Annotated in this window: 11 protein-coding genes; 5 read left to right on the top strand and 6 right to left on the bottom strand. The window is 71.0% G+C overall.

Features of this window, described 5'->3' with window-relative positions; translation table 11 throughout:
• Both HOV91_RS25295 and HOV91_RS25300 read left to right on the top strand, forming a co-directional pair.
• A partial coding sequence (locus HOV91_RS25295; protein WP_174187900.1) for a tyrosine-protein phosphatase occupies nucleotides 1–697 on the top strand: 697 nt, incomplete at its 5' end.
• Nucleotides 698–905: 208 nt separating this feature from the next.
• Entirely contained in the window at nucleotides 906–2,153 is a 1,248-nt protein-coding gene (locus HOV91_RS25300; RefSeq protein ID WP_312884767.1) for a lipase family protein, read from the top strand.
• A 158-nt stretch (nucleotides 2,154–2,311) separates the two neighbouring features.
• Here HOV91_RS25300 and HOV91_RS25305 read toward each other — a convergent pair whose 3' ends face one another.
• Together HOV91_RS25305 and HOV91_RS25310 are read right to left on the bottom strand one after the other, a co-directional pair.
• On the bottom strand, nucleotides 2,312–3,214 hold the full coding sequence (locus tag HOV91_RS25305; RefSeq protein WP_312884768.1) for a tyrosine-protein phosphatase: 903 nt from the start codon (nucleotides 3,212–3,214) through the stop codon (nucleotides 2,312–2,314).
• A 79-nt stretch (nucleotides 3,215–3,293) separates the two neighbouring features.
• A complete protein-coding gene (locus HOV91_RS25310; protein WP_174187901.1) occupies nucleotides 3,294–5,696 on the bottom strand; it encodes a PEP-utilizing enzyme in 2,403 nt (800 codons plus the stop codon).
• Between the two features lie 163 nt (nucleotides 5,697–5,859).
• Between HOV91_RS25310 and HOV91_RS25315 the strand changes: the two genes are divergently transcribed.
• From HOV91_RS25315 to HOV91_RS25325, 3 genes are all read left to right on the top strand, one after another.
• Nucleotides 5,860–7,341: an FAD-dependent oxidoreductase gene (locus tag HOV91_RS25315; RefSeq protein ID WP_174187902.1), complete on the top strand. Its 1,482-nt coding sequence runs from the start codon at nucleotides 5,860–5,862 to the stop codon at nucleotides 7,339–7,341.
• Nucleotides 7,342–7,439: 98 nt separating this feature from the next.
• On the top strand, nucleotides 7,440–8,603 hold the full coding sequence (gene hsaA, locus HOV91_RS25320; RefSeq protein ID WP_174187903.1) for a 3-hydroxy-9,10-secoandrosta-1,3,5(10)-triene-9,17-dione monooxygenase oxygenase subunit: 1,164 nt from the start codon (nucleotides 7,440–7,442) through the stop codon (nucleotides 8,601–8,603).
• Nucleotides 8,603–9,457, top strand: coding sequence for an alpha/beta fold hydrolase (locus HOV91_RS25325; protein WP_174187904.1), 855 nt, complete (start codon nucleotides 8,603–8,605; stop codon nucleotides 9,455–9,457). The genes hsaA and HOV91_RS25325 overlap by 1 nt, the downstream gene beginning before the upstream one ends.
• A gap of 18 nt (nucleotides 9,458–9,475) precedes the next feature.
• Here HOV91_RS25325 and HOV91_RS40545 read toward each other — a convergent pair whose 3' ends face one another.
• The 4 genes from HOV91_RS40545 to HOV91_RS25345 form a co-directional block, all read right to left on the bottom strand.
• The gene (locus HOV91_RS40545) at nucleotides 9,476–11,755 is read right to left on the bottom strand and encodes an ATP-binding protein (RefSeq protein ID WP_174187905.1); all 2,280 of its coding nucleotides are present in this window, start codon (nucleotides 11,753–11,755) and stop codon (nucleotides 9,476–9,478) included.
• 73 nt (nucleotides 11,756–11,828) lie between these two features.
• The gene (locus HOV91_RS25335) at nucleotides 11,829–13,058 is read right to left on the bottom strand and encodes a bifunctional 3,4-dihydroxy-2-butanone-4-phosphate synthase/GTP cyclohydrolase II (protein WP_174187906.1); all 1,230 of its coding nucleotides are present in this window, start codon (nucleotides 13,056–13,058) and stop codon (nucleotides 11,829–11,831) included.
• Nucleotides 13,059–13,119: 61 nt separating this feature from the next.
• A complete protein-coding gene (locus HOV91_RS25340; RefSeq protein ID WP_174187907.1) occupies nucleotides 13,120–13,695 on the bottom strand; it encodes a PadR family transcriptional regulator in 576 nt (191 codons plus the stop codon).
• 37 nt (nucleotides 13,696–13,732) lie between these two features.
• Complete coding sequence (locus tag HOV91_RS25345) at nucleotides 13,733–14,575, bottom strand: IclR family transcriptional regulator (protein WP_174187908.1); 843 nt, start codon at nucleotides 14,573–14,575, stop codon at nucleotides 13,733–13,735.
• Nucleotides 14,576–14,686 lie beyond the last annotated feature (111 nt).

The raw sequence follows: 14,686 nt of genomic DNA on the forward strand, positions 1-14,686 counted from the left end.
GCCCGTGCAGGGCGGGGGGACCACCCGCTTCGGAGTCGTCTACCGTTCCAGCACTCCGCAGCATCTCACCGAAGCCGATCTGGCGAAACTGCTCGGACCCATCGCCCTGCGCACGCTGATCGACCTGCGGTTGCCGGACGAAGTGGAGCGTGAGGGCTACGGACTGCTGGCCACCGCCGACGTGCGGCGGGTCTGCCTGCCGGTGCGGAAGTCGCCGCGATCCTCGCTAGCGGCACGGGATCTGGTCCCGGACGCCAGCCGCGTCGATCTGGTCGACCTCTACGACAAGCTGCTGACCGGCAGCGTCTCATCCATTCTGGCGGCGGTCCGGCTGGTCATCGACGCGGGCCGCCACTCGGTGCTGTTCCACTGCGCCGCGGGCAAGGACCGCACCGGTGTGCTCGCCGCGGTGTTGCTCGACGCGGTCGGCGTACGGCCCGAGGCGATCGCGGGCGACTACGCGCTCACCGGTGAACGCATGCAGCGGGTCCGCGACCGGCTCGACGCGCTCCCGTCCTATGCGGGCCTGCCCCCGGTGAGCACCGGCATCCTCGGTGTGGAAGCCGACGTGATGCGGCGCTTCCTGACCAACCTGTCCGCCGAACACGGCGGCGCCGCCGAATGGTTGCTGGCCAGCGGTCTGAGCGCGGACGAGCTGGCACGCTTGCGTGCAGTGCTGATCGCACCGGAGGCGTGATCGCGCCGGCGCTCGGGTGACGCGGCTGGCACAGGAGGGGTGGCACCGTGCGGGCTCCGGTTCCGAGGGGCGTTTCGGTCGGGGCTGCCGCGTGCTCGAGCGGTCCGGCAGCTCCGTCCGGCGTGTCGCTGAAGGTTTGCCCATCAGCTCGGATTTGAATGCATGCTGACTGGTCGACAAACGCCGCGAACTACTGGAGGTCCAGATCGTGATCCGGCGGTTTACTCTTCTCCCGGGCGGCAGGCGCACCGGACTGGCTCGCAGTGCGATCGGCGGTGTGGCGCTCGGTCTGCTCCTGGCGGCCACGGCAACCGCCGAACCCCTGTATCCGCGGCCGGATCCGGACCCGTTCTATGCCGCCCCCGCGGATCTGGCCGCATACCAACCAGGGGACGTGCTCGGTGTGCGGGCACTCCCGCCGCTGGCGATCTTCCCCGGCTCCACCGTCACGCTGGTCAAATTCCGGTCCACGAACTCGCGTGCGGCGCCGATCGCCGCGACGACCACGGTCCTCACCCCCGCCGGTCGGCGGCCCGGCGGGCCGCTGCTGTCGTACCAGCATTTCATCAATGCGCTCGGCACCGATTGCGCGATATCGCACAAGCTGTACGGCGACGATCTCAACCTGACGGCGACCGTGCCGAGCTTGAACGTGGTGCTGGCGCAGGGCTGGAGTGTCGCGCTGCCGGATCACCTCGGACCGCAATTCGCCCTCGGGGCCGCGCGCTTGGGCGGGCAGATCGTGTTGGACGGCATCCGGGCGGTGCGGCGGCTGCCCGCACTCGCCGTGCAAGACAGCGCCACAGTACTGGCCGGTTACTCCGGTGGCGGCCTGGCCACCGCTTGGGCGGCCGCGTTGCAGCCGACCTACGCCCCCGAGCTGGAGCTCGCGGGCGCGGCGATCGGTGGTGCCCCGATGAACATGGTGACGATGGCCGAGGCGCTGGGCTTGGGCCCGCACCCCTCGTTCGGATTGGCCATGGCGGCGGCGATCGGGCTGGAGCGGGAGTATCCGGACCGGCTGCCGATCAGCTCGTATCTCAACCCGCGCGGCCGCGAGGTAGCTGCGGCCATGGCCGACAGTTGCAGCAACGAGATCCTCACCGCGGGCGTCGGCGGCAGCGCTCGGGACTACGTCACCAGCACGTCGATCTTCGACAGCCGCGATGCGCGGTCGGTGGTGGAGGAGAACAGCCTGGAACTCGCCGCCGAGGTTCCGGAAACACCGATCTTCGAATGGCATTCGCAGGACGACCAGCAGATCCCGGTCGGCGCCATCGAGAACACGGTCCGCCGCTGGTGCGCGGCTGGGGTGCGGGTGCAAACGGTGGTGGTGCCCGCGATCGGACTACAGCCCGCGCTCGAGCACGTGGCCCCTGCGGTACTGGGTGCACCCGTGGCGCTGCTGTGGCTCGACGCCCGGGTTCGCGGAGAGCCCGCCCCGACCGACTGCTGACGTTCCTGGTTTTCCGTCAGATGTGCGCCGGAGTCGCTCTGGCCTGGTCATGGCAGGTCATCGGGAGACAGAACCGAACACCGCCGGCTTCGCAGACCCGGCGACCAGCGAGCGGGCCGGTGGACCACCATCCACCGGCCCGCCCTCGTTCGCGACTGTCAGGGCAGCAGTTCGGATTTCAGCGCTTCGAGCGTCGCGCCGTCGATGCCGAGACCCTCGGAGACGAACCGGTCGAACGATCCGAACGACGCGTCGGCCTGGTCGAAGGCGGCGTCGAGGAAGTCGCGGCTCACCCCCAGGATCGGTTCGAACAGGGCGGGATCGGTGACCAACCCCTTCGCCACCAGTCCGTCCATCAGCGCCTTGTTGCCCGCGGCCAGATTGTCGTTCGATTCCAGATAGTCCTTGTACACCTGGCCCTTCGGGACGCCGAGGGCTGTCATCAGGATCGCGGTCATCCAGCCGGTGCGGTCTTTGCCCGCGGTGCAATGGAACAGCACCGGTCCGCTCGCGGTCGCGATATCCCGGATGGTGGCCCCGAACTGTGCGCGAGCCGTGGCGTCGGTGACCAGCCAGCGGTAGTAGTCGCGCATGATGCCCGCGGCCTTGCCGTCACCGAGCATCTGCTGCTGCACCGCCGGGCCGCCCTGCACCGCCTTGCCCACCATCACGTAGAAGTCGTCGGCCGGATCGTAGATCGGACGCGCGACCGCGGGAATCGACGCGGGAAGCTTGTCGGGGTTCGCCCCCGACTCGGCCGGGCTGCGGAAATCGATCACCTTGGTGATGCCGGAGGCCACCAGCTGCTGCTGGTCGGCGGCGGTGAGCTTGTCCAAGGCGTCGGTGCGGAAGACGACGCCCGTTCGCAGTTTGCCGTTGCCCTGGGTGGGATAGTCACCGATATCCCGAGCATTGGGCGCTGTCGACAGGTGCATCGAACGGTCGTGCGCGGTGTGCACGAGCCCAGGGCCTGCCAATGCGACAGTGGTGGACGGGACCACCGCGATCAATGCGGCGGCGACACCGGTCATCGCACCGCGAATTGCACGCGAAATCGTCACTGGATCATTCCTTCCATAAGGTCGCGGCCCGGCGACGCCGAGCCGACAGACAGCCGGAGTGCGCGACCCCGGCCACAATTCAGGCGTCGAGCAGGGTGACCGTGCCCGCCGACCCGTCCACCCGCACCCGCTGCCCATCGGTGAGGCTGGTGCTGGCGGTCTTGGTGTCGACAATGCACGGGATGCCGAATTCCCGGGCCACGATGGCAGCGTGCGAAGCCGAGCCGCCGATGTCGGTGACCACCGCGGCGGCGTAGGCGAACATCGCGGTATGCCCGGTGTCGGTGACCGACGCGACGAGGATGTCGCCCGGCTCGATGTCGTCGTCGAGCGAGAGCACCCGTTTCACCGTGCCCTCCACGATGCCGGGGCACACGCCGGTACCGGCCAGGCTTTCTCCGGGCGCCAAAGCGCCCGCGTCCGGCAGCGGCTCCCAATCACCGGCGATCACGTCCGGCATCCGCACACCCTGCAACCGGACCAGCTCCGCCCGTCGTCGTGCTACGCGTTCGGCCAGGTCGGCGGGCGCCCAGAGAATCTCGTCGAGCGTGAGGAAGCAGGCGTCCTCGGCCTGCTCCAGCAGCCCGGCCCGGATCAGCCGGTCCGCCCGCTCCCGCACGGCCAGGCGCAGGCAGTGGGTGTACCGGACCACGGCGTCGCGGACGCGTTCGCGCGCCATCGTCGCTCCGGCCGCCATGCGGGCGGTGCGGCTCGCAGCGGCGTCGACCGGTTCCCGCTCGGGCGCGGGCATCTCCGCGGCCCGCGCGGCGGCGACCACCAACAGTTCGGGCCGGTCACCGAAGGTCGGGTTCCGCAGCTCGCACTCGCCGGGCCCGCGGTGCCCGATCCGGTGCAGTTCCTCGTCCAGCGCGGTGGAGAAGGCCGGGGAGACCGCTCGCGCCACCGGGACGTCACCCGCGTGCGCCGCGTGGTGCAGCGCGGTGTCGGCGCGGCACAGTGCGGCCAGCCGTTCCACGGCGAGCATGGTCCTGGCCGACTCCAGCCGTTCCGGATCGATGGGCACGACCGCCGCGTTCTTGCCGCGGGCGTGGATGGCCGTGGCCGCGCCCGTCATCATCACGCCGATGGACGCCGCCGCCCAGGACTGATTCAGCCGGTCCCGCCACAGCAGCGCGCGGGCGTGCAACTGCTCGTCGGTGAGTTCGCGTATCGCGGTGGCCCCGAGCGATTCCTGATGCGCCGCGGCGTTGATCCCGTCGGTGGTCTCGCGGTAGCGCAACGCGGTGCGCAGCACCCGGCCTGCCGCGCGCCAGGTGGCGCGGGTGCTGGCGAAGCCGGTCGGGGTGGGCGGCTTGCCGTGCGGAGTCAGCGAGATCTCGGCGGGAATGTTGCCGTAGACGTCGCGGCGGATGCTCTGCTCGTCCCAGCCGGGCATGTTCTCCGCGGCGAGCACGCCGATGGAGGCGTTGATGTAGATGTGGTGACCGAGCACCGTGGTGACCCGGCTGGTCCAGTGCTCCAGCGCGATACCGTCCAGTGCGATCATCCGGCCCATCGCGGCGTTGGCCAGCCGGATCGCGCCTGCCTGCAAATCCACCGTCAGCGGTGTGAGCGGTCCGGGCAGCGCCTCGGAGGTATTCGTCGCCGTGTGCACCGGGTAGGCCGGGTCGACGCGATCGTCGAACTCGCCCTCCAGACCCTCCGGAGCCACCGACACCAGGGCGTGGCCGTCCGACGTGGCGGCCCGGGTAGGTATCAGGTAGCCGGGCAGCGGGATCGCGCCGGGCCGGGTGACCAGCTCGTCGCCGTCCCAGCGGCGGCCGTCGAGGCCGCGCACGATGTCGGCGGCCACCTCGGAGGCGGTCCAACCGCAGCGAAAGTCCCATTCCCGCGCCGCGGCGGTCGGGTCCACCTGCGCGGCGGACGGCCGGGTACGGGAGACCCACCGCGACGCCCGGTTTCCCAGCGCCTGGCGGATGCGGCGTGCGTCCTCGCCCGACACCACACCGGGCGCGGCCAGTTCGACGCTGCCGGTGCGCGGTGATCCCGCGGCCATCACCAGGAAGCGTTCGAAGTCGTCGGTGTGCAGTAATTGGAACCCGCCCGGCCGCCGGGAGCTGAGCAGCGGCAGCAGGATTCGCCGGCTCCCGCGCTCGATACGCCGGCCTGCGACCGGCGCGGTGCGCACGATCAGTGCCTTCGCCCCACTGGTAAGTACGGCATCCACGGTGACCGCGTCCGAACCGGCGACCACCGGCACCACGAGGCGCGCTCCGGCGTCTCGGGCGGCGGCCGCGATCGCGGCGAGCGAGCCGCCCAGGTGCACGACCGTCGCGCAACCGGCGACGGCCTGCGCGCAGAGCGCCGGGTCCGCCGGGTCACCGGTGATCACCTCGACCCGAGGGTCGACGTACCGGTGCCGCGCCCGGTCCAGCCCGACCACTTCGTAACCGGCGGCCAGCATCATGCGCGCCACGGCGCGACCGCTCGGATCGGACACTCCGGTGACCAGGATCCGCATGAACTCTTCCTCCTCCGCTGGCGCCCACGCAGACGTGACGCCGTTCACACACCATCGCGAGCGGTCATCTCCGTGACGGCCCGCAGTCCCGATCACCGGGACCGGAGGGTCGCTCACCAAGATGGGCGACCGGTTCCCGCGAGCGGTGCGGGAAGGTCGTCGCATGAGTGGTCGGAGTTCGGTCGCGCCCCGGGACGCCGCCGATGTGCGCGCGTACGACATCGAGACCGACGTGCTGGTGGTCGGATACGGATGCGCGGGGGCCGCCGCGTCGTTCGAGGCGGCGAGGGCGGGCGCGCAGGTGCTGGTGCTGGACCGGATGGGTGGTCCCGGCGGCGCGTCGGCGCTGTCGGGCGGCGAGATCTACCTCGGCGGCGGGACGCCGATCCAGCGGGCCTGCGGATTCGACGACGACCCCGCGGCCATGGCCGCGTTCCTGTGCGCGGCGCTCGGTCCCGGCGCGGATGCGGACAAGATCGCCCGCTACAGCGCGGACAGCGTCGCGCATTTCCACTGGCTCGCCGAGCGCGGCGTACCGTTCAAGCCCACCCTGTGGGGCGAACCGGCCTGGGTGCCGCCCACGGACGACGGGCTCATGTGGCTGGGGGAGAACAGTCTGCCGTTCTCCGGGCTCGCTGCGCCCGCCCCGCGCGGCCATCGCCCGGCCGCCGCAGGCTTCGGCGGCAAACTCCTGATGGACTGTCTCGCCGGGGCCGCCGAATCCGCCGGTGCCACGGCGCTTTTCGACACCAAGGCGACCTGCCTGATCGTCGCGTCCGACGGTACGGTCGCCGGTCTGGTGGCCCGGCGATACGGCATCGAACTGACCATCCGGGCCCGCCGCGGCGTGGTGCTGACCACCGGCGGATTCGTCGACAACGACGCGATGCTGGCCGCGCACGCGCCGAAGCTGCTGGGCCACACCAAGGTCAGCGCGGGCACCGACGACGGCAGCGGCATCCGGATGGCGCAGGCGCTCGGCGCGGGCGTGCGGCACATGGCCACCGGCCAGGTCGGTATCTCGCTCATCCCCGGCCTGGCCGCGCGCGGCATGGTGGTGAACGGGCACGGGCAGCGGTTCGTCAACGAGGACACCTATCCCGGCCGGATCGGCCAGGCGGCCCTGTTCCGGCACGACATGCGCGCCTGGGTGGTGCTCGACGAACGGGCCTTCGACGAGGTGCCGGAACGACAGCGCTGGGGTGCCCGGCCCACCCATGTGGCGGAGACCGCCGAGGAACTGGCCGACCTGATGGGCGTACCGGCGGCCGCGCTGGCCGACACCGTCCGCCGCTACAACGACTTCGCCAGGGAGGGTGTGGATCCCGAATTCGGGAAAGCGGCACGCTGGGTGCGCCCGCTCACGCCACCGTTCGCCGCGATCGATGTGCGGGCGGGGGTGCGGCCCCCGGCGGAGACCGGTGATCGCCGCGGCACCGGCGCCTCCGTCTTCACCCTCGGTGGTCTGCACACCTCGCTCGACGGCGTCGTGCTCGACATCGACGGCGCCCCGATTCCCGGACTTTTCGCGGCGGGCCGGGCGGCGAGCAACGTGCACGGCGAGGGGTATGTCAGCGGCACCTCGCTCGGTGACGGCGCCTACTTCGGCCGCCGAGCGGGCGTCGCCGCGGCCCGCGCCGGCTGATTCGGTCGAGCGGTTCCGGTGATCGGGATGGATCGGATCCGACGCCGCCGCACCGGCCTAGCGTCGACCAGACGGGACTACGAGGAGGACTACCGGATATGACCAACAAGGTGCTCGATCGGGTACGGGATCTGCTGCCCGCTATCCGTGAGCGAGCCGCCGACGCCGAGCTGCAACGCAGAGTGCCCGAGCAGAGCATCCGGGAGCTGACCGACGCGGGGGTGTTCCGCATGCTGCAACCGTCGCGCTTCGGCGGCGACGAATCCTCGCCCGTCGCGTTCTACGAGGTGATCCGCGCCATCGCCACCGCGTGCCCGTCCACGGCATGGGTGGCGTCGGTGCTGGGCGCCCACCCGTGGCAGCTGGCGCTGTTCCCGCCGCGGGCGCAGGAAGAGGTGTGGAGCGCCGATCCGGACACCCTGGTCTCGTCGTCGTACGCGCCGACCGGCAAGCTGACGCCGGTCGAGGGCGGCTTCGAGATCAGCGGTCGCTGGAGCTTCTCCTCCGGATGCGATCACGCCCGGTGGGCCTTCCTCGGTGCGGTGGTGCCGGACGGCGACGGGGGAGCGGAGTACCTGACCGTGCTGGTGCCGCGCACCGACTACCGCATCGAGGACGTCTGGCACGTGTCCGGACTGTCCGGGACCGGCAGTAACGACATCGTCATCGAGAACGCGTTCGTCCCTGTCCACCGGACCTACCGCGCCAGTGAGCAGGCCGAGCTGCGTGGGCCGGGCCAGGAGGTCAATACCGCACCGCTGTATCGCATCTCGTTCGGCGCGGTGTTCTCCAACACCATCACCGCTCCCATCATCGGCGCCGCGCAAGGCGCCTACGAAGCGCATCTCGAGCGCATGCGCGAGCGGGTGCGGATCTCCTACGGCGGCCAGAAGGCCGCCGAGGACCCGTTCGCGCACGTCCGGGTGGCTCGCGCCGCCTCCGAGATCGACGCGGCCGTGCTCCAGATGGAACGCAACATCGGCGAACAACTGCGTTACGCCGAAGCGGGGGAGGAGATTCCCTTCGAGCTGCGGGTACGCAGCCGCCGCGACCAGGTGCGCGGCACCGAACGCGCCATCGAGGCCATCGACCTGCTGTTCGACAACTCCGGCGGCCACTCGATCCGCAGACCGAATCCGATCGAACGGCACTGGCGCGACGCGCACGCCGGGAGCGTGCACGTCATCAACGACGTCGAGCGCGCGCTCGTGCTCTACGGCCGCGACGCGTTCGGACTGCCGGTCACGGATCGGATGATCTGATGACGCTCACCGCCGAGAGCACCACGCGCCGGAGCACGGCGGGCGGGCTGACCCTGCGGTACCACGAAGCGGGGTCGGGGGCCCCGCTGGTGCTGCTGCACGGCTCCGGACCGGGCGTCTCGGGCTGGGCCAACTTCGGCGCGAACCTGCCGGTGCTGGCCGAGCGTTTCCGCTGCCTGATCATCGATCAACCGGGCTTCGGCGCCAGTGACCGGCCGGAGGCCTACGAACGCAACTATTTGCGTATCTCCGCCGAAGCGGTGCTGAGGTTGCTCGACGACCTCGGCCTGGAACGCGCGCACCTACTGGGCAATTCCATGGGTGGCGCGGTCGCCGCATTGCTGGCGCTGGAACATCCCGCACGGGTCGATCGGCTGGTGCTGATGGCGCCCGGCGGCGTGGGGGTGAACGTGCTCGGGCCGGAACCGTCCGAAGGCATCACGCGGTTGCTGGAGTTCAACGCCGAACCCACCCGGGAGCGCCTGTTGCCGTGGCTGCGCACGATGGTGTCGAATCCCGCGACCCTGACCGACGAGCTGATCGACGCCCGGCTGGTCGCCGCGTCGGATCCGGCCGCCGTCGCCGCGCTGCGCGACGCCTACGCGACCTTCGCCGATCCGGCTCTCGCCGAACCTGTTCCGCTGTGGGCACGGTTACGCGGACTGCGTGCGGAGACGCTCATCCTGTGGGGCCGCGACGATCGGGTGACACCGGTCGAGGCGGCGCTGTTGCCCGCGCGGCAGATCCCGAGCGCCGATCTGCGCGTCTTCGCCCGCTGCGGCCACTGGGTGCAGATCGAACGCAAGCAGGCATTCGAACGGGCGGTCGTCGATTTCCTCACCGCCGGGCTCTGACCGCGCGGGCCGCGCCCGTCACACGTCGTGATCCCGGACCCAGCCCGCGATCTGGGTCCGGGAGGTGAAGCCGAGCTTGGTGAGGATGTGCTCGACGTGGGTCTCCGCCGTGCGCACCGAGATCACCAGGTCGGCGGCGATGCGCTTGTTGCTGTGGCCGGCCGCCACCAGCCGGGCGACGTCCTTCTCCCGCCGCGTGAGGACATCGGCCGCGGCCTCGGACACGACCGGAGCGGGCCGCGCCGGGCGCGCCGCGGCGCGGGCGCGGCCCAGCGCGTAGTCGATCGCCTCGTCCAGCGGCAGCGCCGCGCCGCTGTCGAATATCTCTTGGAACGTTTTCGCGCCCAGCGCTTCCCGCACCTGGTTTCGCATCTTGTCACCCAGGACGCCGGTGATGGCGTGCGCGAGGCGTACCGTGCTGCGCGCGAGGATCTCCGCGGCGCCGAGCAGGCGCGCGGCCCGCTCGAAGTCGGCGCGCGCTACCGCCGTCCACGCCAGCCCTTCGAAGGCCGAGGCCAGCCAGACGCAGCGGTCGAACAGACCGAACAGCTCGATGGACCGGGCGAGGTACTCGGTCGCGGCATCCTGGTCGCCGCGCCGCCAGTGGTCCAGGCCCATCGACCACTGCGCCAGCCCGCCCAGCAGGTGCGGGCCCCGTTCGGCGGCCACCGCCAGCAGCCGCTCGGCGAAGGCGGTCGCGCGCGCGTCGCCGAGCACCAGCGCGCACACGAAGGCGAAGGCGAGGCTGTCCATCTCCATCGCGTGGTGGCCGCACTCCGCGGCCAGGTGGCTCGCCGTCTCGGCGGATTCGAGTGCGCGCGCGGTGTCGCCGTCGTTGAAGGCCAGCAGCGCCGCGTCCAGCATCGCCTCGGCGAGAATGTCCGGCGCGTTCAGTTTCCTTGCCAGCGTGACGCATTCGTCCACCAGCTGGCGGGCGGACCCGCGATCGGACAGCAGGGCCGCCAGCGAGGCGGCCGCGGACAGCGCGCGGGCACGCGGCTGTGACGGTTCGGCGGATCTGGCCAGCGCGTCGGTCAGCCAGCGATAGCCCTCGGTGAGGAAGCGGTTGTGCTCCCAGAACGGCCGCAGTGCCGCGGCCATCTCCAGCGCCCACTCCGGTGTGCTCACCAGGCCGCATTGCAGCGCCGCGCGCAGGTTCGCGTGCTCGCGGCCGAGTTCGCGGAACCAGTCCACGTCGTCGGAGCTCCAGTACGCGGTCCGGCCGCGCAGCGCGAGCCCGCGGTAGTGGTCGAGGTGACGCGCTCGGGCCGCGGGTTCGCCGCCTCGTTCGACCAGCCGGTCGTGGGCGAACTGCCGGATCGGCTCGAGCATCGCGTACCGGCCGCGCTCGCCGTCGTAGCGCAGGCTCAGCACCGATTTGTCGACCAGGCCGGTGAGCGCGTCGAACAGCGTCCGCGGACCGGCCTCGGCGCATACCGCCTCCGCCGCGTCGATGTCGAAACCGCCGGCGAACACCGACAGCTGTTCCCACAACCGCTGTTCGGCGGGGGTGCACAGGTCGTAACTCCAGCGGATCGCCCCTTCGATGGTCTGCTGTCGTTCCGGTGCGAGGCGCGGTCCGGCGCTGAGCAGGCCCATGGTGTCGTCGAGCCTGGCCAGGATCTGTTCGGGGGTGAACATGCGAAACCGCAACGCGGCCAGTTCCAATGCCAGCGGGATGCCGTCGAGCCGACGGCAGATCGCCGCCAGCGCACCGCGGTTCGCGGTCGTGGCCGCGAAGCTGGGGTTGGCGGCCGCGGCCCGCTCGGCGAGCAGTCGCATCGCGTCGCTGTCCGCGGTCTCGTCGTCCGGTAGCGGCAGGGGTGCGACGGGCATGACCTGTTCGCCCTGCACCCCCAGCACCTCCCGGCTGGTCGCCAGCACCCGCACATCGGCGGTGGCGGCAACGACCTCGCCGACCAGCTCCGCGCAGGCATGGATCAGGTGCTCGCAGTTGTCCAGGATCAACAGCAACCGTTTGTCCGCGAGGAACTCGGTCAGGCGCGGCAGCGGCGCCGCCGTGTCGTCGCGCAGCGCCAGCACCTCCGCGACGGTCACCGTCACCAGATCGGGATCGTGCACGTCGGCCAGCTCCACCAGCCACACACCGTCCGGGAACGCGCGCGCGACCGCGACGCCGACCTGCCGGGACAGTCGCGTCTTGCCGACCCCGCCGGGCCCGAGCAAGGTCAGCACCCGTGTCGTCGGCAGCAGCCGCTTCGCGGCGGCGAGTTCGCCCCGGCGCCCGACGAAGCTGGTGACCTCGGCAGGGAGATTGCCGATCGGACGCCGCGCCATGGGTGTCAACCCTAGGTACCGCGCGTGGCGCGCAGGAGCGTTCTGGACAAATTCGACACCGAGCCGCCGGTCGTCATCGGGCGGCGACCGCGGCGTCGATCTCGCTCAACTGATGGCGCATGCGATCCCGCTTGGCCCGCAGATAGCGCACGTTGTGCTCGGTCGGCCTGGTCTGCAACGGTATTCGCCGCTCGACGGCGATGCCGTGATCGGTCAGCCCGGCTTGCTTGGCCGGGTTGTTGCTGAGCAACCGGACCGACCGCACGCCCAGATCGGCCAGGATTCGCGCGGCGGCGTCGTAGCGGCGAGCGTCGACCGGCAGCCCGAGTCGCAGGTTGGCGTCGACCGTGTCGGCGCCCCCGTCTTGCAGCTGGTAGGCACGCAGCTTGTTCAGCAGGCCGACGCCGCGTCCCTCCTGCCCGCGCAGGTACACCACGACCCCGCGGCCCTCGGCGGCCACCGCCTGCATGGCGGCGTCGAGCTGCTCGCCGCAGTCGCAGCGCAGTGAGCCGAACGCGTCGCCGGTCAGGCATTCCGAATGGACGCGGGTGAGCACGTCCCGGTCGCCGGGCGCACCGAACACCAGCGCGAGATGCTCGGCGTCGTTGGTCTCGTCTCGGTAGCCGAGCACCCGGAACTCGCCGAACCGGGTGGGCAGGCGGGTCTCGACGATCCGCTCGACACCTGATTCGAGCCGGTGCCGATAGCCGATCAGGCCGGCGATGGAGATGATCGGGATGCCGTGTACCCGGGCCATGGTCAGCAGCTCGGGCAGCCGGGCCATCGACCCGTCCTCGCGTACCACCTCGGCGATCACACCGGCCGGGCGCAGACCCGCCAGTCGCGCCAGGTCGACCGCGGCTTCGGTATGGCCCGGCCGGCCCAGAACGCCCGCCGGATGCGCCCGCAGCGGGAACACGTGCCCGGGGCGGGTGAGATCTCCGGCCGTGGTGGCGGGATCGGCGAGCATGCGCATGGTGTGCGCCCGGTCGGCGGCCGAGATACCGGTGCCGATGCCCGCCGCGGCGTCCACGGAGACCGTGTACGCGGTGCCCTTCGGGTCCTGATTCACCGCCGTCATCGGTGGCAGGTCGAGCCGGTCCAGGTCGCTGCCCGCCATCGGAACGCACAGGACACCGCTGGTGTGACGCACCAGGAACCCGATGTTCGCCGCGGTCGCCTTCTGCGCGGCGAGCACCAGATCGCCTTCGTTCTCGCGGTCCTCGTCGTCTACCACGAGGGCCATGCCCCCGCTCGCGATCGCCGCCACCGCGGCAGGCACCGAGTCCAGTTCACCGGTCATGTTCCGCCACCTCCATATGCCTGATCGAAATATGACGGGACCGGAACAACCAGGCGGCGTCTCACTCAGTGAGGCGATCGATGTCCGCGAGCAGTTCCCTGGCGAGGTCGCGCTCGGCCTCGTAGTGCCGCACACACCAGCGCAGCACCAGTTCCGGATAGGCCCAGTCCGGATTGGCTTCGGCGCCCTGGGCGTCGGCCTCGGCGCGCTTGCGCATCTTCTCCGCGTAGGCGATGTGCTCGGTGAGGATCTCGCGCATCCGGTCGGGCTCGGCGAGGTTGCCGAGCCACGCCCGCAGCAGCACGCTGTGCTTGAGCACCGGCGCCTCGACCGGCGCGTGGTTGACCCAGTTCGCGGCGGCGGCACGGCCTTCCGGCGTGATGGCGTACATCCGCTTGCCGCGCACGCCGTCCTCCTGCACGACCGCGCGCGAGGTGGCGTAGCCGTGCTTCTCCAGCCGTTTGAGTTCGGCGTAGATCTGGCTGAACGACGGGCTCCAGTAGAAGAACTGCAGACTCCAGTCGGCCCACTTCTTCAGGTCGTAGCCGGAGAGTTCGTCGGCGTGCGAGAGCATTCCGAGCACGGCCCACGCGGTGGTCGGCAGATCGGGCACCGCGGGTGTGCCGCCATCGGTCATCGTCGGACTGTACCGCCCGGACATACGCCGATCCGGACTAGCGCCAGCGCGCCCGGCGCGGGAACAGCGTCCGCCCGGCTTCGTGGGAGATCTCCAGCAGTACTCGCGCCAGTTTGTCGAAACTCATCGCGTCCGCCCGCCCGGACAGCGACAGGGCCGCGGGTGCGGTGCCGCGGCCGCGCAAGGGCGCCGCGACGCAGGCGATTCCGTCCATCGACTCCTCACGGTCCAGTGCCACGCCCTGACGCAGCCGGATCTTGGCCAAGGTGCGATGCAGCGTGCCGGGCTCGGTGATGGTGTGCGCGGTCAGTCGCGGCAGCGGGGTACGGAACGCGGTCTCGGCGATGCTCGGCTCCAAACCGGCCAGCATCGCCTTGCCGAGCGCGGTGCAATGCGCGGGCATGCGGCCTCCGAGGCGGGTCGGCAGCATCGCCGCCAAGCGTCCACCGGCCTTGTCCAGGTAGACGACCTCACGTCCGTCGAGCACCGCGAGATGCCCGACCATGCCGGTGCGCTGACACAGCTCGTGCAGCAGCGGGCTGACGGCGTCGCGGATCTCGTTGTGATCGGCGGTGAGCCCGCCCAGTTCCAAGGTGCGCATGCCGAGCCGGTAGCCGCCGGAGGTGTGGGCCAGCCAGCGCAGCCGGATCATCTGGTCGAGGATCCGATGGACCGTGGAGCGCGGCAGGCCGGTGCGCTCCACCAGGCCGAGCAGCGTCAAGGTCGGGGTGGCGGCGTCGAACGCGTCCAGGATGAGGGTCATCCGCTCGATCATCGACACCGGCACGTCGGCGGTGCCGGGATCGGCCGCCCTCGGGCGGCCGCGGTGTGGGACGCGGCCGGTGCTGGACTGCGCGTCGGGCAGCAGGGTGACGGTCATCTGAACCTCCGTCGGTCGGATTCGGTCAACGTCGACCAGGCATCGAGTGCTCGGTCGTTTGTGGCTCCCATCACACTGACGGGTTCGTGACCGGCTCGAATCGGGAGAACT

Origin of the sequence: Nocardia barduliensis (genome assembly GCF_013315795.1) — a bacterium.
Classification (GTDB): Bacteria; Actinomycetota; Actinomycetes; order Mycobacteriales; family Mycobacteriaceae; genus Nocardia; species Nocardia barduliensis.